We start from the raw sequence: 24,364 nt of genomic DNA, 5'->3' as shown, positions 1-24,364 counted from the left end.
AGTTGTCGCGATGGTGGAACGAGAGGCTGAGCGGGCGGTGGAACTGCGATGAACCCCCTGGGAGTGCTCACGCTGGTCGAACGGGACGCCGCGCTCGCCGTGCTGGAACGGTCGATGCGGATGCTGGCAGCGGGCCGGTCGTCGCTGCTGGAGATCTGCGGCCACCGCGGCACCGGCAGGACCGCGGTGCTCGACCACCTCGTCCACCTCGCCCGGCGCGCGGACGTCACGGTGCTGACGGCCGCGGGCGGGTGCCCGGCGGTGGGCGGACCCGGCGGTGCGGTGGCCGAGCTGATGTCCCAGCTGCACCGCGACGACCGCGGCCCGGCGGCCGTCGGCGCGCTGGTGGAGCTGGCTCGTGACCGGCCGGTGCTCGTCGCGGTCGACGACGCGGACCTGCTCGACGCCGAGTCGCTCGCCTGGCTCGCGAGTCTGGCCGGACGGGCCGTCGGGGTGCCGATGGTGGTCGCGGTCGTCACGGACGCCTGCCTCCCGGTGCTGCCCGGCGCCACGACGGTGCCGTTGCGGCCGCTCGGGCACGACGGCGTCTCGGGGCTGGTGACCGGCAGGTTCGGCAGGCCGGGCGACGACGAGTTCGCCACGGCCCTGCACGACCACACCGGTGGCCGTCCGGCGACGCTGCGGCCGTTGCTCGACCGGTGCGCGGAGGACGGCCTGGAACCCGTCGGCGCCAGCACCGGCGCGGTCGCGGGGATCGCGGCCGACGTGCTCGCGGACTTCACCACGCGCGCCGTCCGCTCGCTGCCCGCGGAAGCCGTCGACCTGCTGCGGGTGATCGCGGTCTGCGGTCCGTCGTTCCCGGCCGACCTGCTGGGGGTGCTGGCCGGGCTGCGGACGATCACGCTGGGCCGGGCGCTGGAGCTGCTCGTGGGCGCGGGCCTGGTGACGGAGCCGGGCAAACCGGAGCTGTCCGCGGGCATCCGGGTCGCGCGGGTGCTGGAGGACATGCCGGCGCAGGCACGTGAAGACCTGCACGCGCGGGCGGCCCGGCTGGGACACCAGTGCGCCGTCCACCCGTCCGAGGTGGCGCGGTTGCTGGTCGGGGCCCCGCCGCTCGGTGAGGCGTGGGTGGTGCCGCTGCTGCGGGCCGCTGCACGAGAAGAGGCGAACGGCGACCGTCCGGCCGAGGCCACCGCGTACCTGCGCCGGGCGTTGACCGAACACGTCACACCGCTCGTGCGCGCCGAGCTCGTGCTGGAGCTCGCCATCGCGGAGTGCCTGGCCGAACCCGTCGCCGCGGACCGCAGGCTCGCCAGGATGTTGCTGGAACCCCAGCCACCGGAGTGCGCGGACGTGCGGCTCGCGGCGGCGGACCAGCTGTGGGGACGCGGTGACGCCGCCCTGCTGCGGCGCACGCTCGCCGCGGTGCGGTCGTCCGGGGGCGATCGCGAAGCCGTCACGTCGTTGTACTGGATCGCCGACGACGCACCGGTCGAGACCCCGGAACTGGGCATTCTCGAGACGGCCGAACTGCCCGGCTCGTGCGGCAACCCCGATCGCGCGGGGGTCGCCGCGTGGATGCACGCGTGTGAGGGCGTCGACGCCGAACGTGCCGGGGTGGCGGCGAGGACCGCCCTCGACGCACCCGCCAAGCTGCTCACGTCGCGCCTGTTCGGGTGCCTCACGCTGGGCGCGCTCGACGACGTCGCCGGGGCCGTCGCCGGCCTGGACCTGGTGATCGCGGAGGCCCGGCGGAGGCGCCTGACCACGGTGGTGCCGCAGGCGCTGATGATGCGGGCGAAGGTGCGCGCCATGGCGGGCGACCTCGACCACGCCGCCGCCGACATGGAGCAGGCGCGGTCGGTGTACCCGCTGGAGAACCTGCACCCGGACGCGCGCCCGATCATGGTCGCCGCGGACGTGCTGGTGCACCTCGAACGCGGCGACCTGGACCGCGCGATCGAGCTGGCCGCGAGCCAGCCGGACGAGCGGATCGGCTTCGGGTACGCGCGGACGTTCTTCAGCTTCGCCCGCGCCGTGCTCGCTCTCGTGACCGGCGACCCCGCCGAGGCCGTGGCGCGCGCGGACGAGTGCGGCCGCTGGATGCTGTCCCGGCAGTGGGTGAACCCCGCCGCACTGCCGTGGCGGTCGATCGCGGCGGCGGCCCTGGCCGCGACCGGCGATCACGAACGCGCGGCCCGCACGTGTGCGCGCGACCTGGAACTCGCCCAGCGCTGGGGCGCGCCCAGCGCCACGGCCCGCGCCCACCTGAGCTGCGCGGCCGTCGTCGGCGGAGAGGATCACCTGCGGGAGGCCGTCCGCCTGCTCACGGGTTCGCCGTTCCGGCTGCTGCGCGCGACCGCACTGCTCGAGCTCGCCCAGGTCGTGGACCCCGCGGCCGCGGCGCCGATGATCGGTGAGGCGGCGGAGATCGCCGTGCTGTGCCGGTCGACCCCGCTGATCCACCGGGCCCGCGGGCTCGGCTGGGTTCCCACGGCATGACGAGAGGATGCGCGACCGGAGTGCTGCTCGAACGCGATGACGAGACGAGCCAGGTGGCCCGGGCTCTCGAGCAGGCCCGGGACGGCAGCGGCAGCGTCGTGGTGCTGTCCGGCCCGCTGGGGAACGGCAAGACCGCGCTCCTCCGCGCGCTGTCCCGGCATCCCGCGGCCGCGTCGTTCTCGGTGTTGCACGCCTCCGCGACCTCGACGGAACGTGATCACGCCTACGGGGTGGTGCGGCAGTTGCTCGACCCGGTGCTGGCCGCCGCGCCGGCGCAGGTGTGGGAAGGGCCCGCGGCGCAGGCAGGTCCGGTGTTCGGCAGGGGAGATGGCGGCGACGCGACCCAGTCCGTCCACATCGGACTGCTCGCCCTCGTCCGCAACCTCAGCACGGCCAAGCCGCTCTTCGTGCTCGTCGACGACCTGCAGTGGTCCGACGAGCCTTCGCTCGCGGTGCTCGAACTGCTGGCCGGCCGCGTCCGGCACCTGCGGGTGGTGATGGTGGTGACCGTGCGGGAGGGAGATCCGCTCGCCGAACGGCCCGCGGCGGCGGCGGTTCTCGCGGCTGCCACCCGGCGGCTGCGCCCTCGGCCGTTGAGCCCGGCAGGAGCCGCCAAGCTCCTGCGCGCCAAGCTGGGACGCGAGTGCGACGAGGCGTTCGGGCTGGCCTGCCACGAGGCGACCGGCGGCAATCCGTTGCTGCTCACCGGACTCGCGCTGGCGTGGGCGGTGGGGGACGAGCCGCCGACGGAGGCGAACGCGGAACTGGTGCGCGGCGTGCGGCCGGCGCAGGTCCGCGAGCGGGTGGTCGCCTGCATGCGGGTGCAGCCGGAGCCCGTGCGGCGGCTGCTGAAGGCGGCGGCGGTGCTGGGGGAGTCCGCCGAGCTGGACGCGGTGAGCGCGCTCGCAGGTCTCGACGAACCGTCGACCGCGGAGATCGTGCGCGGACTGGAGCGGCTCGGGTTGTTCCACGGCACCGGTTTCGCGCATCCGGGTGCGCGGGAGGCGGTCGACGACCTGATGACCGCCGGTGAACGCGAACAGCTCCACCTCCGCGCTGTGCGGTTGCTGTACGACCTGGGCAAACCCGTGGAAGCGGTGGCGGGGCAGCTGCTCGCCACCACGACACCTCAGGGCGTGTGGGCGGTGGAGGCTCTGCGGGACGCCGCACACGTCGCACTGCGGCGCGGTGCCCCGGAGACCGCTGTCGCCTACCTGCGGCGCGCACTGCTGGACACGTCCGTCGACGGGCAGGACCGGGCGACCGTCCTCGTCGAGCTGGCGAGCGCGGAACGCCTGCTGGACGTGAACGCGGCGGTGCGCACGCTCTCGTACGCGATCGCGCTGCTGCCCGGTCCTCGCGAACGGGCGGCCGCGTTGATCAGGCTCACGCCCGCGGTGATGGGGGACGCGCCGGACGCCGTCGTCTCGATCCTGCGCGGCGTCGTCGACGAGTTCGGCCCGGCGGAGCGCCTCAGCGGGGTCGACCGCGACCTCTCCCTGCGGCTCGAGGCCAGACTCCGCTTCACCTGGCGGACCGAGCAGTGGGGATTCGCCGGCACCTCCGCGCGGCTGGACGAGCTGCAGGAGGCCGGGTGGACCGACGGCGGGGCGGCCCGCGAGCTGCTGTCGGTGCTGGTGAACGCGGCGGCGTTGACCGCGAACGTGCCCGCGCGCCGGGTGGCGGTGCTGGCCGAGCAGCTGCTGGCGCGTCAGCCCGCGTCGTCGGCGCACTCCGCCAGCGCGGCACCGCTGCTGGTGACGGCGCTGGCCGCGGCGGACTCGCCCGGCGTGGTGGCGGACTGGCTCGAGCGGGCGCTCGGTGCCGCGCGGCAACGAGGTGACGTCGTCGAACAGGCGATGATCCGCACTGAGCAGTCGTTGGTCCACCTCGTGAGCGGCCGTGTCGCCGAGGCGACGCGCGCCGCGTCCGACGCCCTCGAGCTCGGTGCGTGGGACTCGGGTTCGGTCGGCACGTCGGCGGCTGTCGTGTCCGGCGCCGTCGCGTTGCAGCTCGGTGATCCGATCCTCGTGGACCAGGTGCTCGCCTCGGTCGAGGCGGACCGCGGGAACCCGTGCCTGGTCACGGTGACCGGGCTGCTGCGCGGGCACGCGGCCGTCGCGCGCGGTGCGCACGCCGCCGCCGCGCTGACACTGACCGACTGCGGCGCACACCTGGACCGGTCCGGCTGGCGCAACCCCGTGCTGTTCCCGTGGCGGTCGGCGCTCGCTCTGGTCAAGCACAAGCTCGGCGCAACCTGCGACGCGGTCGCGCTCGCCGAGGAGGAGCGGCTGATCGCCGAGGAGTGGGGTGCGGCGTCGGGCATCGGCAGAACGTTGCGGGTGCTCGGGAGAATCGTCGGTGGCGAGCGCGGCCGGGAGCTCACCGGCCGCGCGATCGAGGTGCTGCGGACCTCGGCGCACCGGCTGGAACTCCTGCACGCGCTGAGACAACGTGCCGAGTTCACGGAATGCCCGGATTCGTGGCGTTCCTGTCTCGAACTCGCCGAGGAAACCGGTGCGCAGCGAATCGCCGATCGTGCTCGCGTCGCACTCGGATTCAGCGCCCCTTCGACCACCAGCAGGAAACTGACGCGATCGGAGCAGAAAGTCGCGATGCTCGCGGTGAGCGGCCGGTCGAACCAGGAAATCGCCGAGATGCTCGACGTCACCTCGCGAGCCGTTGAGAAACACCTCACGAACACCTATCGCAAGCTCGGGGTGCGGGGGCGCGCGGAGCTGGCCGCGGCGCTCCGGAGCGTGGGGTCGGCGTCACCCGGTCTTATGACGCACTGACACCAGTTCGGAGTAGTCGGATAGATGCAGAACGGCTAATGCAATCCCCTGAACAGCGCACCTTCAACTGGGTACACGTCATACGTCTGACCGAACCGTCACGCTCCGTGCACCCCCTACCGAACCATAGGTGGTACGGCACCACAGTATTTGGTACGCGACGTTGACCCGGACTCCCGAGACTCCCTAACATTTTTCCCAGATCGGTGGAAACTTCAACGACCTCGACTTCATTCGGTCGAGAGTTCGGACAAAGCGCGTCCTCGTTGGGGCGAGTGATTGCGGACATGCGATCGAACAGTTGAGGCATCGTGTTTCGTCGACACGACCGTGTCCTTCGGGAAGGTGGATCGACAATGACGGAAACCGCGGTCGGATGGGAGCCCTCGGTGGATGTCAGGGCCCCGTTTTCGGGTTTGCGACCGGTGAGCGACTCCTCGCCGGAGCCGGTGGACTTCCTGGCCAGAGTGCGGGCTGTCGGTGAGAAGTGGAGCGGCGACCGCCACGGCGAGCTCGTGGACGTCCTGCTGCAGGCGGCCGGTGACAACCCCGAGCTCGCGAACCTCGTGCGCAGCAGCGGGTCGATCCTCGAGGAGTTCCTGGCAGGCTTCCGGCGCAACGCGGGCCAGGCCCCGAGCGTGCCGCGGGACCTGGCCGCCGACCTGATCGCGGGCCGCGCGGTGCCGCAGGCCGTGCTGGACAGCCTGGCCACGCGCTACCTCGTCGCGGTCGTCCGCAGCGGCGCTCCCGGTCGCGGCAAGGCGGTCTCGGCCGAGCTCGCGGGCCCCGGCGTCCTCAGCACGCGCCACGACGGCGACCTCGTGCTGCTGATCCCGGACCTCGACGACTGCCGCACGAAGCGCATCACCGGGCACCTCACCCAGTGGCTGAACGGCAGCGGCTGGCTCGCCGTCGCGAAGCGGGGACGGGCCCAGCTCGCGGACGGCTTCCGCGAGGCGAGCGACGTCCTGCGCCTCGTCGCGGCGGGCAGGCGCGCCAGCGGCATGTACAGCATCAACGACGTCCTCGTCGAGTACGCGGTGATCCGCCACGAGGAGGTCACCGAGAACCTGGTCGCGGTGATCAAGCCGCTGCGGGCCCACGCGGTGCTGTGGGAGACGCTCACGGCCCTGATCGACGCCGACTACAACCGCAACAAGGCGGCGAAGAACCTCTTCATCCACCGCAGCACGCTCGACTACCGGCTGCAGCGGATCGCCGGCGTCACCGGCTGCGACCCGACGAGCGGCCGCGGCGTGCAACTGCTGACCGCCGCGCTGATCGCCGACTCGGTGCGCTGAACCTGACACGGGAACGAGAGCCGTCCGCCGGATTCCGGCGGACGGCTCTGCGTCTGCTCCGTGCCAGTGCGGGAGGGGCTGAGCAGACGATTCGGGGTGTTGGTGTGCGCGAGGGTGGAGCGGGCGAAGAGCCTGAATCGAAGTGCTGTCCGTTCACTCACACGGCCCCCACCAGCCCCATTTTCAGGCACGCGGGGAGCTTTCGTACTTTGTGAGAGTACGAAAGGGCCCCGCGTGCCGGCTGGCAACAGCTGCTGGGTCGGCTTTGCTCAGGCGGTTCAGAAGGCGTTGGTGACGCACGCCAGCCGGTCGCCCGCCGTGCCCGCCTTGCCGTGCTCCGTGCTGGTGTGCGCGGCGTGGACGACGACGGAGTTGGCCTCGCCCTTGCGGAACTCCCAGCCGACCGTCGCCGAGGAGGTCGCCCCGCCCTTGGCGTCGGTGGTGAAGTCCAGCCAGATCTCGTTCTCCGCGTTGGCGTACTTCGAGTCGACGCTCGGCGTGACCGGGTCCTTCTGGTCCTGGTAGTGCGGGCCGGAGTCGGCCGGTTTCGCGCCGCACGGCTTGGTGTGCACGTGCGAGCCGTACTTGGTGTCCGGCAGCAGGCCCGTGACCGTCAGCGTCACCGTGGTCCGCCCGCCGTCGACCTTCGCGGACGTCGCGATCTGCGCGCCGGCCGGAACCCGCTTCGTGTCGTAGGTGATGCCCTTCGGCTGCTCCCCGGACGCGGCGGGCTCGCTGACCGCGACTCCCGTCACCGGGGTCACCCCGGTCGAGGCAGGGGCAGGACTCGTGGCGCCGCCGGAGGAACAGGCGGCGAGTCCGGCCGCCAGCAGGACGGTGCCCGTGAAGGCGGTCGCGGTCGTGCGCATCGATTCTCCTGGTTCGTTCGAAGTGGACGGACAGTCGTGAAAGGGCGCTATCCGACCGGGTACGTGACGGTCGAGCCGTTCCGCTCGGCGGAGCTGATGGTGAAGGACACCCCGCTCAGGCTGCCGCCTCTGCGGGCGGCCACGCTCACCGTCTGGCTCGTCTTCCACCACCAGTTCGCGAAGAGCCTGCAGCCACCCCCGGAGATGATGAGGATCGGCGAGGAGACCCTGGTGTCGTGCTGGTTGCGCCCGGTGATCTCGAACTCGCCCGACTCCGGCCTGGTGTTGCAGAGCTCCAGCTGCACCGACGGAGAGGACGCCTGGGCCAGGCCGGGCGTCCCCAGAACTGCGGCGGCGACGGCTGCGACCACCAGTGCCCTGCGTGTGAAGGGAAGCATCTCTCACCTCTCGTGGTGTGCCGGCAGGTGAAAGCTAATTCCACAATGGACCGTCTTGGGCGGCTTTCCGGACGATGCGCAAGAAGTTCGTGGGTCGGCGGAGATTTCCGGAAAGAACAAGGTCCCCCGTCCCGGCCGTGGTGGCCAGGACGGGGGACCGTCGCGTTCGGACGAGCTCAGCCGGCCAGGCCGACCCTGCCCCAGTACGGGTGGTAGGTCCGCCACGACACCCAGACCTTCGCCAGGTTGTCCTTGTTGACGTCGATGAACCCGCTGCTCTGCGCACCGCGGGAGCAGTCGGAGGAGGAGTAGAACGTGAGGTCCGGCGTCGAGTAGTTGTCGACGTGCACGCTCGAGCTGTACGTCTGCCCGGACGGCAGGTTCCTCAGGCAGACGGACGAGCTGGGCGCGCTCGTGTTGTTCGAGCGGTCGATGAGCACGCTCTTGGTCTCCGACGGCACCTTCGAGAAGGCGACGACGTGCTGACCCGCAGGAGAGTCGGCCTGGGCGGCGGGTGCCCCGAGGAGCGCCGCCGCGGCGACCACTGCGACGGCGAGGGCCGAGCGCTTGACGACGAACTTCGGCATTGCTGGTCCTTTCGGAACGTGACGGCACCGAGAGCGTGACACGGCGCATTCCGAAATTCAGCGGTGTGAAAGCGGCTCACGCTCAGACTTCATCAGTCTTCGGAACGACTTCCGCAGAAGCAGGTGGACCGGCGCCGGAACCGGGCAGAGCCAGACTGTCCAGAGTGGACAGATCCGTCGCCTGCCGGTGAGGCTTCGAGAAGGTCAAGAACCTCAACTGGCCGAGGGACTGAGCCGACGATTCGGCGCTCGACGGGCGGCCCCAGGTCCACCAACGAGGGCGTCGGCGATCTCGGGCCGCATCAGGCCATCCCGTGGGACAGCGAAAGCGTGACACAGCGAATTCCGGACGCGAACGCCTTCCGCAGAAACCTTTTCGGTGCCTGACCGTGTCAGGGCCAAGCTCTTCACGTTTCGCGCAAGCTTCGCTACCGTGAATCTGGGAGCGCTCCCAGACGAGTGGGCGTGCTTCTCTCCCGGAGTGGCTCGTCCTCCGTTCAGCAGGCCCCTGCCCACCTGGTGAACGCCTCCGGAGGCCGACGGCGGGCTGAACCTGATCTGCACAGAGGAGTGCCGATGCCGGGAAGAACCAGAAAACGCACCACAGCGCTCGCCGCCCTGGGTGCCGCCGTGTCCATCGCGTGCACCGTCCTGACCGCTGCGGCGGGCGGGTCGTGGGCGAGTGACACGAGCGCGGCGGCCCCGTTCGCCTGCCGGGTCAAGTACACGACCAACGACTGGGGCAGCGGGTTCGGTGTCGAGGTGACCATCTCGAACCTCGGGTCGTCGGCGATCGACGGCTGGACGCTGACCTACACCTATCCCGGCAACCAGACCTTGCAGCACGGCTGGAGCGCTGCGCCTGCTGGAGATCTCGAACGCGCTCCCGCTCACGGACTCGAACCTCCAGGCCTGGTTGTCGGCTCCGTTGTAGCCCCACTGGATGAGGGCCGCACCGTCCGAAGTGGACCCGGACATCACGTCCAGTGCCAGCCCGCTGTTGCGGTTCACGATCTTGTAGTAGCCCTGCCCGGGGAAGGGTGTGCTGGAGAACGCGTCCAGGGCGCAGATGGTGTTGGAGGAAGCCGCGTTCTTCGTCCCCTTGCACACGACCTTGATCGTGTGCGACCCGGCGGACAGGTCCGTCCTGCGGAACAGCACGACCTGCTTCGTCACGGACGGCGCGTAGGCGTCGACGTCGGACTGTGCGAGCGTGCCGTCGAGGTACACGTCCACCTTGCCCATGTTGGGCTGTGTCATGCCGACGTACTGCACACCGGTGCCCGTGAACGTGTGCTCGGCGGAGTTGCCGGCCTGGGCGGTGTAGCTCTCCGAGCCGCGGACGTCCTTCGCGTCGTTCCAGTTGTTCCACGTGCCCGTGTACTTCACGCGGGCGTCCTTGTCGTCGACGAGGGGCCACTGCTGCCGGACGACCGACACCGACTCCGCGGACCGGTTGCCCCGGGCGTCCACGACGTAGAGCTTGTAGTCGCCGGCCCGCTCCGGGAGCGTGATCGTGGTCGCGGTGCCGCTCGCACTGCTCGTCGTCGGGCCGGGGGAGAAGCTGGTCGTGCCCGCCGGGGCCAGCCAGACCGTCTTCGTCGCGTCGCCGGCGCTCCTGATCGGGATGGACGACGCACCGGTGTCGTTGAAGGTGCCCGCGGGCAGCACCCGGTCGGGAGCGGCCGCGGTGCCGGGCACGACGTCCCGGTACGCGGGTTCGAGACCCGCGTCCACGGTGACGCGGTACGCCGCCGACGGCCAGACGTTGTCCGGGTAGGCGTGCACGTCCTCGATGGTGCTGTTCGGCACGTTCTTGTTGGACATCTTGTTGACCGTGCCGTAGGTGTTGGTGATCGTCAGGTCGTGCTGGCGTCCCCAGGTGCCCGAGTTGATCGTGTAGGCGACGTCGGGCGACACGTTGAGCACGTTGTCGTGGTGGTTGATGAACGCCGAGCCCTCGTCGGGGTGCATCCCGTACTTGTGCCCGGCCGGCACGCCCTGGATGTAGTTGTTGCTGATGGTCGTGCCGGGCTGGCTCCCCAGCGTGTAGATGGGTGCCGAGTCGCCCAGGCGCTGCATCGTGTCGACGATGTGGTTGTGGCTGATGGTGTTGTTCCTGGCCGTGGTGGTCGGCACGTTCGGCACGATGGAGGTTGCGGTACCGTCGAAGTCCTTCCAGCCCCACCCGAGGGTGATGCCGTTCCACGGTGCCTTCTCGATCAGGTTGTGCTGCACCGACAGCGTGTCGACGAAGTAGGCGGAGACGGGGCTGCTCCCGCTGAACAGCACCGCGCTGTCGTGCAAGTAGTTGTTCCTGATCTCGATGTTCTTGCAGATCCCCTCGACCGCGGCGGGGTACTTCTCGTTGTTCGTGGCGGTGTGGTCGCCGAGGTAGATGTGCTGCGGATGCCCGACGTTGATCGCCGAGCCGCCGATGTCGTCGGTGTGGTTGCCGATCAGCTTCGAGTCGCGGACGTCGTTGTTGAGGGTGATGCCGTCGGCGCCGGTGTGCCGCACCTCGTTGCGCTCCAGCACGATGCCGTGCGCGTTCGCGAGCTCGACGATCCCGGGCGGCAGTTCGATGTTGCGGTAGAAGTAGGCGTGGAAGTTCTTCCGCGCATACCGCTGGTTGCCGCCGTTGCCCTGCTGGGCCTGTTTGAACGACGATCCGGCCACGTCGAACAGGTTCCAGTCCGAGTGCTGGATCGTGATGCCGCTGAAGGTCAGGTCGTGGACGTGGCTTGAGGTGGAGGTGCCGGCGATCCTGAGCACCGTGGGCACGTTGTTCGGCGCCCAGACCGACGCGGTGGCCATGTTCTCGCTGTCGGCCTTGTAGTAGTAGACCGTCTGGTTGGTGCGGTCGAAGAAGAACTCGCCTGGTGTGTCCAGGAACTCGTAGGCGTTCATGACCTTCTGGCTGCCGGTGGCCTGGAAGTCGGCGTTGTACGCGCCCTGGGCGATGGCCGCGCCGGGCTGCTGGAACAAGGCGATGCGGCTGGTGCCGTCAGAGCTCGTGGTGACCTGCCGTACGCCCACGATGGCCGTTGCCCACGTCGTGGCGGTCTCGATCTCGATGTCGCCCTGGTTCGCCGTGATGGCAGGCAGGTCGGACGGGCTGTAGCGGGACCCGTCGCACTCGGAGCCGGACTCCCACGCCCACGGTGCCTGCCCCGCGGTGACGGTGTAGGTGCCCTGACACCCGAGCGAGTTGATCGTCTTCGAGGCCATGAGCGCCCGTTTGTCGTTGACGTAGAGCGCACGGAGCTTGTTCGCACGGCTGAGCGGCGCCTTCCAGACGTTCCCGCTCTGCTGCGTCCAACCGGTGACCCTGACACCGGCTTCGAGAACTGGGGTCTCGCCGGGGTAGGCGGAGTAGGACACCCGGTGGCCGTTCGTTCCGGAGTCGCCCGGCGCGAACTCGATCGTGCTCGTCACCGGGTAGTTCCCGCCGCGCAGGTACACCTGGATGTCGCCGGTCATGGCGGTGTTGACCGTGCGGACGACGTCCCTCGCGCGTTGCACCGTCCGGAACGGCGCGGCGATCGTGCCGGCGTTGGTGTCGTTGCCGGACGGTGAGACGTAGTACGTCGCCTGGACGGCGGCCGCCGCCGGGATCGCGGAACCGGCCAGTACCAGTGCGAACGACGTCAAGGCCGACGACCAGGACAGCGTTCGCCTTGCAGAGCGCAGTGGTGCCACACCGGTTCCTCTCGTCGATCTTCGTTGATCGGGCAAGCGCGTGCGTCATCGCCGGCGCGTCTGTGGACGGACGCGCCGGTCGGACGACCGGCCGAGGGACAGCTTCAGCCCGGAAACATAAGACGTATGACGTCGATCGTCAACGGGTCGGAATCCGCTGACCGCACCTCTTCAGTCCACAGTGGAGGGACGTGGAATTCCTGGTGGACAAGTGGTAGCACGCCTCGGTGATTGCCAAGAAGCAGGCGCGAGTGGTGGTCCCACCTGCCTGAACCGCGAGTGTTAACGTTAACAATCAGGGGTGAGAATCGGGGTCGTGACTGAAGAGGCTCCGTGCCGAGCGGTAGCGAAGAGTCGACCGTCAGATTCCTGAAATTGGTGTCTCAGAGGCGTTCCTGGTGGCAACGGGCGGGCTGGGTCTCGATTCGAGCTAGTCCGAAATGGGGTATTGGGGTTACCGGTGTGTGCTGTTAGCGTTAACGCCGCTCTGGGTGCGACCGGCGGTACTGGCGCGACGTCACCGCGGATGGTTCGCGGACGCGTGGACGCCGTCGGTCCGAGGCGTGCCCGCGACCGTCTTCTGTCCACAAAGGACGAAATCCCCGCACATCGCAGATAGGGAGTGGTCACCATCGAGACTTCAGGCCTGAGGAAACGTCGTGGCGGGAGCCGGCGCCTGCTGCGCGGCGCTTTGGCCGCCGGTGTGCTCCTGAGCTCAACGGTGATCGGCGTGCCACCTGCGAACGCCGCGAACCCGATCATCGCCGACCGCTTCGTCGCGGACCCGTCCGCGCACGTGTTCAACGGGCGGGTGCACCTCTACCTCACCGACGACCAGACCAACAGCGGCACCTACTGGGACTCGAAGGCGTGGCGGTCCTACTCGTCGTCGAACCTGGTGGACTGGACCGACCACGGCGACATCTTCTCGATCGCGGGTTTCTCCTGGGCGAGCCAGTACGCGTGGGCGCCCGGTGCGACGGAACGCAACGGCCGCTACTACCTCTACCTCCCCGTCGACCGGACGAAGATCGGCGTGGCGGTCTCGTCGTCGCCGACGGGCCCGTTCACCGACGGGCGGGGCAGCGCGTTGGTGGACAAGGCCAGGGACGCCAACACGGGCGAGGAACCCATCGACCCGATGATTTTCACCGACGACGACGGATCGTCCTACATGTACTTCGGCACGCGCACGCCGAAGGTGGTCAAGCTGGGCGCGGACATGGTGTCCACGACCGGGCCGATCAACGACGTCCGCGTGACCGGCTCGACCGTGTACGGCGAGGCGCCGCACCTGCACAAGGTCGGCGACACCTACTACTTCTCGTACTCGACCGGCTGGCCGGGGCAGATCCACTACGCCACCGGCTCCTCACCGCTGGGCCCGTTCACCTACCGCGGCGTCCTCCTCGACTACGTCAACGTCAACACCAACCACCACTCGCTCTTCCAGTACCAGGGCCAGTGGTACGTCGCGTACCACAAGAACGCGCGTGAGGGCGGCGGCAACCACAAGCGGTCCGTGGTGATGGACCGGCTCTTCCACAACCCCGACGGCACGATCCGCACGGTGGTGCAGACCGCTGGTGGTGTGGGTGCGTTCGCGAGCTTCACCGCGCAGCACAGCGGTTTGCGGCTGGACACCTCGGGTTCGGCGGTCCAGCAGGCGACCGCGTCGAACGCGGAGTCCCAGCACTGGCAGCTCCGCGCGAAACCGGGCGGGTACGTCGAGGTGCTCAACCGCGCCACCGGTTCCTGCCTCGACGTCTCCGGCGGATCGGCCGCGGACGGCGCGAGCGTGCTGCAGTGGCCGTGCCACGGAGGCGCCAACCAGCAGTGGACCGTGCGCACCGTCGACGCGACCACCGTGTCGCTGGTGAACCGTGCCAGCGGCAAGTGCCTCGACGTCCCGTCGTCGAGTACGACCAGCGGCACCAAGCTCGTCCAGTGGACCTGCAGCGGCAGCGCGAACCAGCGCTGGCACCAGACGGCTGCCTGAGGAGAGATCGTGGACATCACCAGACGACAACTCGGCCGGCTCGCCGCTGTCGGCACCGGGGCGCTCGTACTGCCGGGCCTGCTGCCACCGGGTGCGACGGCAGCCGTACCACCGGCGGGAACCTGGGGCGACCAGGGCGACGGCACCTACGTCAACCCGATCATCCCCGCCGACCTCAGCGACTGGGACTGCATCCGCGTCGGCGCCGACTACTACGGCATCACCAGCACGTTCGGGTACTCGCCGGGCATGGCCGTCCTGCACTCGACGGACCTGGTCAACTGGCGGACGCTCGGCGGTGCGGTGGACGACGTCACGCGCATCGGGCCGGAGCTCAACTGGGACAGGATGAACCGCTACGGCCGCGGTGTGTGGGCCGGGTCCATTCGCCACCACGCGGGGCGGTTCTGGATCTACTTCAACACGCCGGACGAAGGCTTCTTCATGACGTCGGCCCCGTCGCCGTCCGGACCGTGGGAGCCGTTGCACGCGCTGTGGCGCACGTCCGGCTGGAACGACGTGTGCCCGTTCTGGGACGACGACGGCCAGGGCTACCTGGTCACCACTCACTACGCCGACGCGTACAAGGTGCACCTGTTCAAGCTGTCGGAGGACGGCAAGTCGCTGGTCGGTCCGTCGACGGTGATCCACCAGTCGCGGGGCAGCGAGGCCAACAAGCTGTACAAGATCAACGGCACCTACTACCACCTCTTCAGCGAGGTGAAGTCCGAAGGCCGCGTGGTCATGATGAACCGCGGCAGCAGCATCACCGGACCGTTCGAGACCAGGCAGTTGCAGCACGTCTCCCCGTCGGTGGACCGCGAACCCAACCAGGGCGGGCTGGTGCAGGCACCGGACGGCGCCTGGCACTGGGTGACGCACCACGGCAGCGGCCGGTGGGAGGGACGGGTGCTGTCCCTGCTGCCGGTGACCTGGGTGGACGGCTGGCCGATCCTGGGCGAGGTAGGCGCGGACGGCATCGGCAGCATGGTGTGGACGGGCCGGGTGCCCACCGGCGGCACGCCCGGTCTGCCGGTCGACGCGCTGCCCGCCGTGGTGACGAGCGACCTGTTCACCGACAGCCGCCTCAAACCGCAGTGGGAGTGGCACTACCAGCCGCGCGCGGACCGGTGGTCGTTGACCGAACGTCCCGGCTTCCTGCGGCTGAAGGCGTTCGCTCCGCTGGTCGCCGACAACCTGACCAAGGCCGGAAACACGCTCACGCAACGGGTTCTGCGCACGACGGGCGGCGCGACCGTCACCGTCCGCCTGGAACTGACCGGTCTCGCGGACGGTCAGCACGCCGGGTTGTGCCACTACGCGGCGACCTACGCGGGGCTGGGTGTCCGGCGCTCCGGGACCACCACCGCGATCGAGCACAACGCGGGCGGCAGCCTGACCAGCGGTCCGGTGATCACGCAGAACGCCCTGTGGCTGCGGACCTCGTGGGACGTCAACGGAGTCAGCCGGTTCTCCTACAGCCTCGACGGGAGCTCGTTCACCTCGTTCGGCGGCACCTACCAGCTCACGTGGGGCGGCTACCGCGGTGACCGGGTCGGCCTCTACACCTACAACCCCAACGGCACCGGCCACGTCGACGTGGACTCGGTGGACTACACGATCACACCCGCCAGGGCGTACAAGTGCGTCAGCGTCCGCAGCGGCAAGGTCGCCGACGTCGCCCGCGCGTCGACGGCGGACGGCGCCGCCGTGATCCAGTGGCCCGACACCGGTGCGGTCAACCAGAGGTGGGCTTTCCAGTCCACAGTGGACGGCTACCACACCATCACCTGCACAGTCAGTGGCAAGGTGCTCGACGTGACCGGGTCCTCGACGGCGGACGGCGCACGGGTCGTGCAGGCGACCGCCGACGGCCGGGCGAGCCAGCAGTGGCAGCTGCGCCGGCAGTCCGACGGCGTGTTCGTCGTGGTCAACCGCCACAGCGGCAAGGTGCTCGACGTCAGCGGAGGCAGCACGGCCGACGGCGCCGTGCTGATCCAGTACCGCGACACCGGCGGCTCCAACCAGCGGTGGACCTTCCACCCGGTGAACTGATCCTGACCGAACTGGAGTGTCAATGACGACATCAGGCATGTCCCGCCGGGGTTTCCTGGCCGCCACCGGGATCGCGGCGGCCTCGGCCGCGGTACCGGGGCTGACCAGTTTCGCACCGCTGGCGCACGCGGCGGATCCCCTGGCCGATCTGGTGAACCTGCGGTTCGGCATGTTCAACCACTTCAACCTCGGCACCTTCACCAACGAGGAGTGGGCGGCGGGCGGCCAGAGCCCGTCGAAGTTCGCGCCGCCCTCCGTGGACTGCGCGCAGTGGGCGGCAGCTGCCGCGGCAGCGAAGATGAGCTACGGCGTGCTCACCACCAAGCACCACGACGGCTTCGCCTTGTGGCCCACGGCGTTCGACAAGCAGAACGTGGCGTACTCGGGCTACAAGCAGGACGTCGTGCGCCAGTACGTCGACGCGTTCCGCGCCCGAGGCCTGCGAGTCGGGCTGTACTACTCGGTCTGGGACCGCACGCACACCATCGAGGCGTACGGCGGCTACCACGGCAAGGATCCGCTCCAGGCCATCGAGCCGGGCGACATGACCGTGGTGCTCGGCCAGATCCGCGAGCTGCTGACCAACTACGGCACGATCGACGTGTTCGTCACCGACGGCTACGCCTGGCAGATGGGCCAGCAGCAGGTCTCCTACCAGGAGGTCCGCAACCTGGTGAAATCGCTGCAACCGAACTGCGTGATGGTCGACCACGGCGCCCTGTCGCAACCCTGGCTCGGCGACGCGATCTACTTCGAGGCCCCGCTGGGCGTCCGGTCGCCCGCGGGCAACACGTTCGCGGGCATCCAGGGCGAGACGATCAGCAACGGCTGGTTCTGGCACCCGGACACGCCCACGACCGCACCGCGCAGCCGTGACGCCATCCTTGCCGACCTCAGGGACTTGGAGCCCAAGTACACCTCGTACCTGTTGAACTGCCCGCCCAACCGCGAGGGCAGGCTCGACACCAACATCGTCAACCGGCTGGCGGAGGTCGGCGCGGCCTGGAGCCCGGACCCCTCCCGCCCGCCGTTGCCGGCCCAGCCGCTGCGGGTGGAGTGGCCGGTGAACGCGGTGGCCGCCTACGCTTCGTCGTACAACCCAGGCGAGGTCGCGTACCACGCGATCGACAACCGCAGCGACAACAAGCTCGAGACCTGCTGGTCGACCTGGGGCGGAGGTCGCACGCTCCCGCAGACGATCACGATCGACCTCGGCGGGGTGTGGAGCAACGTCTCCACGCTCGAGTACCTGCCGAAGCAGTGGAACCGCACCGACTCCACCGACGGCGACATCACCGCGGCCACCATCTCCACCAGCACCGACGGCGTCGCGTTCACCACGGTGGCCACCGTGAACTGGGCCGCGAACGGCCGGGTCAAGCTCGCCGAGTGGACCAACCGGGACGTCGGCTTCGTGCGCATCCACGTCACGGCCGCCACCGGTGACTACGTCAACGTCGGCGGTGTGCACGTCGGCGGCCGCAGCGCCCGCCCCCAGCTGGTGTCGCGCTTCCCGGTGGCGAACACGGTCTACCGCATCGAGTCCCGGTCCAGCGGCAAGGTCCTCGACGTGCGCAACGCCGGCACGGCCAACAACACCCCGGTGCAGCAGTGGTCGTGGCTGAACAACCCGTGCCAGAAGTGGACGTTCATCTCCACCGGGGACGGGTACTTCGAGATCCGCGACCAGAACAGCGGCAAGCTGTTGGAGGTCGGTGGCCGGTCCAGGGCCAACGGCGGAACGATGAACATCTGGGGTGACGCGAACGTCTTCCAGCAGCACTGGGCCGTCACGCCGGTCGGCAGCGACAGCTTCCTCCTCACGAACCGGTTCAGCCAGCTGGTGCTGGAGGTCCCCGGTGCGTCCACTGCGGACGGAACACAGCTCGACCAGTGGGAGCACAACGGCGGCGCTCACCAGCAGTGGCGCCTGATCCGGTCCTGACAGAGATCGGCCCGGTGTTCCCGTCCTCGACGAGAACACCGGGCTTTTTGTCAGCTCCAGGGAAGTGCGGTGAGCCAACTGGTGTCCTGGGCCCACGACCTCGTGGCGTCCCAGGCGTTGGTGCCGCCGTTGCCGGCGATGTAGACCGTGAAGTTGTAGTGGCGCAGGTACTTCGTCGGGAAGTTGACGGACTGGAAGGAGTTGCCGGTCCCGCTGTTGCCCGTGGTGCGGCAGAAGGTGGCGTCCTTCGCGAACGCCGTGCCGCCGTCGTCAGCGCTCAGCTGGAGTTGGTAGCTGAAGTGGCGCAGGAACTGTCCGGGCTTGTCGGCCGACTCGAAGGACAGGCAGGACGTGTTCGCGAGGCCGGCGCGGACGATCCAGGTGGCGTTGGCCTTGTCGGTGGCCGAGCTCGCGGAGTTGACGCTGGAGATGACCACCTTGTTGTCGGCGTCGTTGTGACGCAGGTAGTGCGAGGTGCAGCACGGTGCGGTGGTGGCCTGCAGGGAGATCCGGGAGCCGGGGGTCAGCGAGCCGGTGCTGGTCGAGCCGCTGCTGTAGCCGGCGGCGGTGATGTTGGCCTGCACGGCGTTCTCGGTGGCGTCCGAGGGGGAGCCCGAGGTCATGACGCCTTCGTAGAACGTGCCGCGGCCGGTGTTGCTGTTGTCACCGCCGATGCCGAGGATGATCGCGCCCTGCTTCTTCATCGGGTTGTAGCCGGGGGCGTTGGGTCGAACGCCGTCGTAGAACGTGGACAGGCCGCCGGACTGGGCGTTGCCGCCGCGGATGGCCCAGTGGTTCGGGCCGCCCTTGAGGGTGGCGGTCAGGAACCGGTGGCCGACGCTCGGGTCGTTCGCGTTGAAGCCGCGGTTGACTCCGGAGAACAGGCCGTTCTCCAGGTCGGCCATGACCCACGGGCCGTTGCCGCTGCCCCAGCCCCAGCCCTTGCTGTTGCCGAAGTAGAGGGCCTCCATGGTGCCGTTGCCGTCGTCGTTGCCGGTGGTCTCGGCGTTGCCGTAGTCGAAGCAGCAGCCACCGTTGTAGTGCGTGCCGTCGAAGATCGCGTACATGCCCTCCGGCTGGTCACCGGTCGCGATGCCGTTGGTGTTGTTGTTGCGGTAGCCGGTGCCGGGGGCCACGTAGACGCCGTACGCCTTGTGGCCGCCGACGGTGATGGGTGCCTCGAAGGCGTTGGCCAGGTTGTCGTTGCCGCCCTCGGCAGGCCCCGGCCAGTAGCCTCTGAGCGCCCGGGTGAGGTTGTTGTGCTTGGGGGACTGGTCGTAGATGACGGTGATGACACAGCTCGTGCCGGCGCAGAAGGAGTCCTGCACGGCGGCGTCGGCGACACCTCCGGCGGTCAGCGGGCCGACGTCCCTGGTCGCGTTGTCGGAGGCGCGTTGCACTTGGTAGAGCGGGCCGTTGTAGGCCCCGTACAGGGCGCGGGTCGTGCTGTGCGCTGCCACACAAGGGGTGTTGCCCGCGGCGTAGATGTCGCACGGACCCTGGGTGGCCGCCTGCGAAGTGGCGGCCGTGGCGGTGAGCACGCCGACGGCGAGTGCGGCGGTGGCACCCGCTGCCAGCAGCGCACGGCGGGTGCGCTGTTGCTCGGTCATCTGGAACTCCTTCTCCGTCGAGTCAGTTCGTCACGCGGAAGGTGGCGTCGGCGCGGCCGGTCGCGGTGCTGATCGGGTCGAGCCGCAGCTGGTACGCGTAGTGGCGGAGGTACCGGTCGGGGTGGTTGTAGGACTGGAACGACGACCAGCTCGCGTCGGCGAGCCCAGCGACCTGTTTGAAGGTGGCGTCGGCGGCGAACTGGGCGGTGCCGTCGTTGTAGACCAGCTGGAAGTCGTAGTTGGCGTGCCGCAGGAAGTAGCCGGGGAAGTTCACCGACTCGAACGAGACGGTGCCGGAACCCGCCAGGCCGGGCCGGAGCCGGAACTGGGCGTCCTCCGCCGGGCTGACGTTCGCGTCGATGCGCACGTCGAAGTTGGTCTGCCGCACGTACCGGTCCTGGAAGTTGTAGGACTGGAGCCGTTGGGCGGGGGTGTTGGGCCAGCGGGCGAGCACGCGGCTCTCCTCGGCCGCGGTGAGGGTCATGATCGCGCCGTGGCGCTTCGGGGTGCCGCCCATGTCGTAGCCGGTCGACGGCTGAACCCGGTAGGCGCCGACGTCGAACGGGTTGGTCGTCAGGATCGGCTGGTACTCGCGGACGCCGTTCGAGGCCAGGTGGTCGATGTAGAGCGCCCATTCGTCGCGGTCCCGGAACTTCATCCACACCGGGCCCTCGACCACGTTGCCGGTGAGACCGATGCTGGAGAGGGTGCCGAGGGAGGTCCACGTTCCCAGGATCGAGTTGCTGCCCTCGACAGTGTTCTGGCCGTCGCCGGAGACGCGCACGTAGCGGTACTGGCCACCGCCGGGCACCTCGGTCATCTGGGTGTCGACGACCGGCGTGGTGCCGGGCGGGTCGATCCAGATCTGCGGGGTGGTGATGGTGCGGAAGTCCTTGGTGCGGGCGTAGTAGATGCGGTACTTGAAGATGGCGTTCACCGTGGCGTTCGTCGCCCAGTACAGGACGTAGTCGCCTGTCTCGGGGTTCCAGATCGCCTCCGGAGCCCACGCGTTGCGGCCGCCGGGGATCGCGCCGGCGACGTTGATCAGGCGCGGTGGCGACCAGGTGACGAGGTCCGTCGACTCCCACACCACGAAGCTCGGGCTGCCGTTGGTGTACGTGGAACCGCAACGGATGCACAGGTCCGTCGCGATGATCCAGTACCGGCTCCCGTCGGGAGAGCGGACCAGCGCGGGGTCGCGCACCCCGCGCGTGCCGATCGTGGAGAGGAAGGCCGGCGCTCCACCGTTGAGGTCGTTCCAGTGCAGGCCGTCCGTGCTGTGCGCGAGGTACAACCGTTGGCCGGTCGCGGAGTCACCGGTGAAGTGCACCATCAGGTAGCCGGGATCGGCGGCGGCGGCGCGTTCGGGCCTGGCGAGGGAGTGGGAGGTGAAGAGCAGGGCGACGGCGGCGAACACCGCTGCCAGCCGAAGAAGCAACGCGGGCATGTGCGTGTCCTGTCGGATCGGAAACGGGGGCGGAACACGTTCGATCCGCCAGGGGTGGGCGCGGGCGCCCACCCCTCCACAGCTGTGCGGTCCGGTCAGCTGGTCACGCGGAACGTGGCGTCGCTGCGGGCGGTCGCGGTGGTGATGGGATCGAGCTTCAACTGGTAGGCGTAGTGCCGGATGTACCGGTCGGTGTGGTTGTAGGACTGGAAGGAGCTCCACGACGACGAGGCCAGGCCCGCGACTTGGCGGAACGTCGCGTCGGCCGCGAACTGCGCGGTGCCGTCGTAGGGCGCGAGCACGAAGTCGTAGTTGATGTGCCGCAGGTAGTAGCCGGGGTAGTTGACGGACTGGATCGACACGGCCGTCGCGTCGGCCAGTCCGGGCGAGAGACGGAACTGGGAGTCCTGCAGCGGGCTGACGTTCGCGTCGATGCGCACGTCGAAGTTGGCGTGGCGGACGAAGCGGTCCTGGAAGTTGAACGACTGCAGGCGGTTGACCGGCCTGCTGACGCCGTACTTGCCCAGCACGCGGCTCTCCTCGGCGGCGGTCAGGTTCATGATTCCGCCGTGGCGCTTGCGGTTGGTGCCGAGCGAGTAGTCCGACACCGTCTGGAAGTTGGTCGTGCTGCCGAGGTTGGTCGACGTGATCGGCATGTACCCGCGGCCGGTCTTGAACTGGTCCAGCCACAACGCCCACTCGGTGCGGTCGTTGAACTTCATCCACATAGGACCTTCGACGACGTTGCCGCCGGTGGCGCCGTTGGAGATGCCCATGTGGGACAGGTCGCCGATCCGCGTCCACGAGCCGAGGATCGAGTTGCTGCCCTCGACGGTGATCTGCCCGTCGGCGGAGGCGCGGTAGTAGCGGAAGCCACCGACGCTGGTGGGCGACTCGACGATCTGGGTGTCGATGATGTTCTGTCCACCCGGCCGGTCGATGTAGACGGCTGGAGCAGTGACCGTGCGGAAGTCGCGGGTCCGGGTGTAGTAGACGCGGTGCTTCTTGATGCCGTTGAGACTTGCGTTGGTGGCCCAGTAGATGACGTAGTCACCGCTGGCGGGGTCGAAGATCGCTTCGGGCGCCCACGCGTCGCCCGCGCCGGGGATTGCGCCGGCCACGTCCAGCAGCCGTGGCGCGGACCAGTTCACCAGGTCCGTGGACTCCCAGACGACCAGTGAGGTGCTGCCGCGGTTGGCCGCGTCGCTCCACGACGTCCCGCTCGCGATGCGCAGGTCGGTCGCGATGACCCAGTAGCGGTCACCAGCGGGGGAGCGGACGAGCGCGGGGTCGCGCACACCCTTGGTGCCCACGGTGGACAGCAGAGCCGGTGCTCCGTCGTTGAGGTCCGTCCAGTGCAGGCCGTCGGTGCTGTGCGCGAAGTAGATCTGCTCTCCGATCGCGGTCTCGCCGGTGAAGTGCGCCATCAGATAACCGGTGAACGGGTCGGCGGCCGAAGCCCGGTCCACGGCGACGAGAACCTGGGCGGTGAGCAAGAGCAACGCCGCGACCAGAGTCGCACCCAGGCGTGACAGTGTTCGTTGCACGGTCTTTCTTCCTCCTGCGGTCAGAGGGTGGGGACGATCGGGGCGATGGTGCCGTCGGCGTTGAACGTCATGCGGTCGACGGTGACCTCGCGGTTGGTGCCGTTGCCCCCTGGCACGGCGAAGCGGTGGTAGGCGATGTGCCAGGTGTCGGTGCCGGGGAGCTGGACCACCGAGTGGTGGCCGGTGCCCTTGATGCCGAGGTCGAGACGCTTCTGGAGCACGACACCGCGTTTGGTCCACGGCCCGAACGGTGATGAGCCGGTCGCGTAGGCCACCTGGTAGTTCTCGTCACGGGTGTCGTTCTCGGACCACATGAAGTAGTACGTGCCGTTGCGCTTGAACACGAACGACCCCTCGCGGAAGCCCGTCGTGGTGATCGTGCGCACCGCCGCCGGGTCGAACGACACCATGTCGGCGTTGAGCGGAACGACGTGCGCGGCGCCGTTGCCCCAGTACAAATAGGACTGTCCGTTGTCGTCGGTGAACACCATCGGGTCGATGGCCTGACCGGGATACGCCCGTGCCGGCACCAGCGGCTTGCCCAGGGCGTCGCGGAACGGCCCGGTGGGGGAGTCGGACACGGCGACGCCGAGCTGCTTGGCCGTGTCACCGGAGGCAGCGCCGCCGCTGAAGTACAGGTAGTAGCGGCCGTTCTTGGCGACTACGGCCGGTGCCCACGCCGAGTTGTCCGCCCACGACACGTCCGGTCCGTGGTCCAGGATCACGCCGTGGTCGGTCCAGTTGACCAGGTCGGTCGAGGAGAAAGCCTTGTAGTAGGGGGAAGACCAGCTCGCGTAGCCGTCCGTCGTCGGGTAGAGGTAGTACCGGCCGTTGAAGTACGCGATGTGCGGATCGGCGAACAGGCCGGGGATGACGGGTCCCTTGGTGCTCTTGGGAGTCCACGGAGCGGTCAGCCGGAAGGAGCTGTCCGCGCGGAACCGCTCGGTGTCCTGGAAGGTCTCCACCCACAGCTCGAAGTTGCGGTGCCGCAACCGTCGGTCCGGGAAGTTGAACGACACCAACGACACCGAGCCCGTGACCGAGCCGTCGGCGGGGCAGAACGTCGCGTCCCCGCGGAACTCAGGTGTGCCGGTGTTGGCCTCCAGGCGCACCCGCAGGTCGCGGTGGCGCAGGAACATTCCGTTGGCCGCCTGGAACGAGTAGCACGAAGGCGATGCGAGGCCGTTGACGACGGTGAAGGTGGCGTCGGACTTGGTCTGCGCCGAGCTGCCGGAGCTCACGGGATCGAGCCGGCCGAGGTAGTCGGCGTGCCGGATGAACCGGCCGGGGTAGTTCACCGACTCCAGCGACCGCGCGCCCGTGGGCAACGTCGCGGCGGAGGCGGGCTGGGGCAGGACGAGCGTCGAGGCGACGACGAGGAAGGACACCGCGAGCAGATGCGCTCGTCGGTTCATGATGTGCTCCGATCTTCGTTGAGCGGGGCGATGAAGGGTGTGCGGGGACGCCACAAGTGAGCGCTAACATCCCTGGTCGACGCAGGGGTGACGTCTGCGCGGTGAGGGTTCGGCGTGCCGGACCGGCTCGGTCGACTTCACGAGCTGAGGTCCGGTGGCGATGCCACTCGCTGATGCCATACCTGCTAACTCCCTGCGTCTTTGCAGCAGCAGCCTTGGTCGGTGGAGTGT

Annotated in this window: 13 protein-coding genes and 2 pseudogenes; 7 read left to right on the top strand and 8 right to left on the bottom strand. The window is 69.2% G+C overall.

Annotation, left to right across the window (positions count from 1 at the left end):
• Nucleotides 1–48 precede the first annotated feature (48 nt).
• The 3 genes from AOM45_RS07060 (at nt 49) to AOM45_RS07050 (ending at nt 6,559) form a co-directional block, all read left to right on the top strand.
• The gene (locus AOM45_RS07060; RefSeq protein ID WP_030466929.1) at nt 49–2,463 is read left to right on the top strand and encodes an ATP-binding protein; all 2,415 of its coding nucleotides are present in this window, start codon (nt 49–51) and stop codon (nt 2,461–2,463) included.
• Complete coding sequence (locus AOM45_RS07055) at nt 2,460–5,258, top strand: ATP-binding protein (protein ID WP_156093746.1); 2,799 nt, start codon at nt 2,460–2,462, stop codon at nt 5,256–5,258. The genes AOM45_RS07060 and AOM45_RS07055 overlap by 4 nt, the downstream gene beginning before the upstream one ends.
• A 425-nt stretch (nt 5,259–5,683) precedes the next feature.
• Nucleotides 5,684–6,559: a PucR family transcriptional regulator gene (locus AOM45_RS07050; RefSeq protein ID WP_162185637.1), complete on the top strand. Its 876-nt coding sequence runs from the start codon at nt 5,684–5,686 to the stop codon at nt 6,557–6,559.
• Between the two features lie 278 nt (nt 6,560–6,837).
• Here the strand turns inward: AOM45_RS07050 and AOM45_RS07045 are convergent, their stop codons facing one another.
• From AOM45_RS07045 to AOM45_RS07035, 3 genes are all read right to left on the bottom strand, one after another.
• A complete protein-coding gene (locus AOM45_RS07045) occupies nt 6,838–7,428 on the bottom strand; it encodes a superoxide dismutase family protein (protein ID WP_030466926.1) in 591 nt (196 codons plus the stop codon).
• A 47-nt stretch (nt 7,429–7,475) separates the two neighbouring features.
• Entirely contained in the window at nt 7,476–7,826 is a 351-nt protein-coding gene (locus AOM45_RS07040; protein ID WP_030466925.1) for a hypothetical protein, read from the bottom strand.
• Nucleotides 7,827–8,002: 176 nt separating this feature from the next.
• Nucleotides 8,003–8,413, bottom strand: a complete 411-nt coding sequence (locus tag AOM45_RS07035) for a hypothetical protein (protein ID WP_030466924.1) — start codon at nt 8,411–8,413, stop codon at nt 8,003–8,005.
• A gap of 576 nt (nt 8,414–8,989) precedes the next feature.
• Between AOM45_RS07035 and AOM45_RS52690 the strand changes: the two are divergent.
• Nucleotides 8,990–9,217: pseudogene (locus tag AOM45_RS52690) on the top strand (cellulose binding domain-containing protein); the annotation flags it as partial.
• Nucleotides 9,218–9,325: 108 nt separating this feature from the next.
• Here the strand turns inward: AOM45_RS52690 and AOM45_RS53730 are convergent.
• A pseudogene (locus AOM45_RS53730) lies at nt 9,326–12,115 on the bottom strand (right-handed parallel beta-helix repeat-containing protein); the annotation flags it as partial.
• 730 nt (nt 12,116–12,845) lie between these two features.
• Here AOM45_RS53730 and AOM45_RS48805 point away from each other — a divergent pair.
• From AOM45_RS48805 to AOM45_RS07015, 3 genes are read left to right on the top strand one after another with little or no spacing between them, the layout of a single operon-like run.
• Nucleotides 12,846–14,114, top strand: coding sequence for a family 43 glycosylhydrolase (locus AOM45_RS48805; RefSeq protein ID WP_201779910.1), 1,269 nt, complete (start codon nt 12,846–12,848; stop codon nt 14,112–14,114).
• Nucleotides 14,115–14,123: 9 nt separating this feature from the next.
• Nucleotides 14,124–16,169, top strand: a complete 2,046-nt coding sequence (locus AOM45_RS07020; RefSeq protein ID WP_030466921.1) for a family 43 glycosylhydrolase — start codon at nt 14,124–14,126, stop codon at nt 16,167–16,169.
• 22 nt (nt 16,170–16,191) lie between these two features.
• Nucleotides 16,192–18,114, top strand: coding sequence for an alpha-L-fucosidase (locus AOM45_RS07015; RefSeq protein WP_030466920.1), 1,923 nt, complete (start codon nt 16,192–16,194; stop codon nt 18,112–18,114).
• A 50-nt stretch (nt 18,115–18,164) separates the two neighbouring features.
• Here the strand turns inward: AOM45_RS07015 and AOM45_RS07010 are convergent, their stop codons facing one another.
• From AOM45_RS07010 to AOM45_RS06995, 4 genes are all read right to left on the bottom strand, one after another.
• Complete coding sequence (locus tag AOM45_RS07010) at nt 18,165–19,724, bottom strand: alpha-L-arabinofuranosidase B (protein WP_030466919.1); 1,560 nt, start codon at nt 19,722–19,724, stop codon at nt 18,165–18,167.
• 22 nt (nt 19,725–19,746) lie between these two features.
• Nucleotides 19,747–21,171, bottom strand: coding sequence for a glycoside hydrolase family 43 protein (locus tag AOM45_RS07005; protein ID WP_030466918.1), 1,425 nt, complete (start codon nt 21,169–21,171; stop codon nt 19,747–19,749).
• Between the two features lie 95 nt (nt 21,172–21,266).
• Nucleotides 21,267–22,718 carry a glycoside hydrolase family 43 protein gene (locus AOM45_RS07000; RefSeq protein WP_030466917.1) on the bottom strand — a complete coding sequence of 484 codons (1,452 nt, stop codon included), beginning with the start codon at nt 22,716–22,718 and terminating at the stop codon, nt 21,267–21,269.
• 20 nt (nt 22,719–22,738) lie between these two features.
• Nucleotides 22,739–24,133: a family 43 glycosylhydrolase gene (locus AOM45_RS06995; RefSeq protein ID WP_051783058.1), complete on the bottom strand. Its 1,395-nt coding sequence runs from the start codon at nt 24,131–24,133 to the stop codon at nt 22,739–22,741.
• Nucleotides 24,134–24,364: the final 231 nt, after the last annotated feature.

The sequence above is a fragment of the Lentzea aerocolonigenes genome (genome assembly GCF_000974445.1).
Classification (GTDB): domain Bacteria; phylum Actinomycetota; class Actinomycetes; order Mycobacteriales; family Pseudonocardiaceae; genus Lentzea; species Lentzea aerocolonigenes.
Note: the sequence above shows the minus strand (reverse complement) of the source record. Positions and strands in the feature narration are given on the sequence as shown.

What these genes read in the sequence shown, in the direction of transcription:
- AOM45_RS07040 (WP_030466925.1), bottom strand. Translation starts at nt 7,826, where the DNA reads ATGCTTCCCTTCACACGCAGGGCACTGGTGGTCGCAGCCGTCGCCGCC.
- AOM45_RS07035 (WP_030466924.1), bottom strand. Translation starts at nt 8,413, where the DNA reads ATGCCGAAGTTCGTCGTCAAGCGCTCGGCCCTCGCCGTCGCAGTGGTC.
- AOM45_RS07045 (WP_030466926.1), bottom strand. Translation starts at nt 7,428, where the DNA reads ATGCGCACGACCGCGACCGCCTTCACGGGCACCGTCCTGCTGGCGGCC.
- AOM45_RS06995 (WP_051783058.1), bottom strand. Translation starts at nt 24,133, where the DNA reads ATGAACCGACGAGCGCATCTGCTCGCGGTGTCCTTCCTCGTCGTCGCC.
- AOM45_RS07060 (WP_030466929.1), top strand. Translation starts at nt 49, where the DNA reads ATGAACCCCCTGGGAGTGCTCACGCTGGTCGAACGGGACGCCGCGCTC.
- AOM45_RS07010 (WP_030466919.1), bottom strand. Translation starts at nt 19,724, where the DNA reads ATGACCGAGCAACAGCGCACCCGCCGTGCGCTGCTGGCAGCGGGTGCC.
- AOM45_RS07015 (WP_030466920.1), top strand. Translation starts at nt 16,192, where the DNA reads ATGACGACATCAGGCATGTCCCGCCGGGGTTTCCTGGCCGCCACCGGG.
- AOM45_RS07055 (WP_156093746.1), top strand. Translation starts at nt 2,460, where the DNA reads ATGACGAGAGGATGCGCGACCGGAGTGCTGCTCGAACGCGATGACGAG.
- AOM45_RS07005 (WP_030466918.1), bottom strand. Translation starts at nt 21,171, where the DNA reads ATGCCCGCGTTGCTTCTTCGGCTGGCAGCGGTGTTCGCCGCCGTCGCC.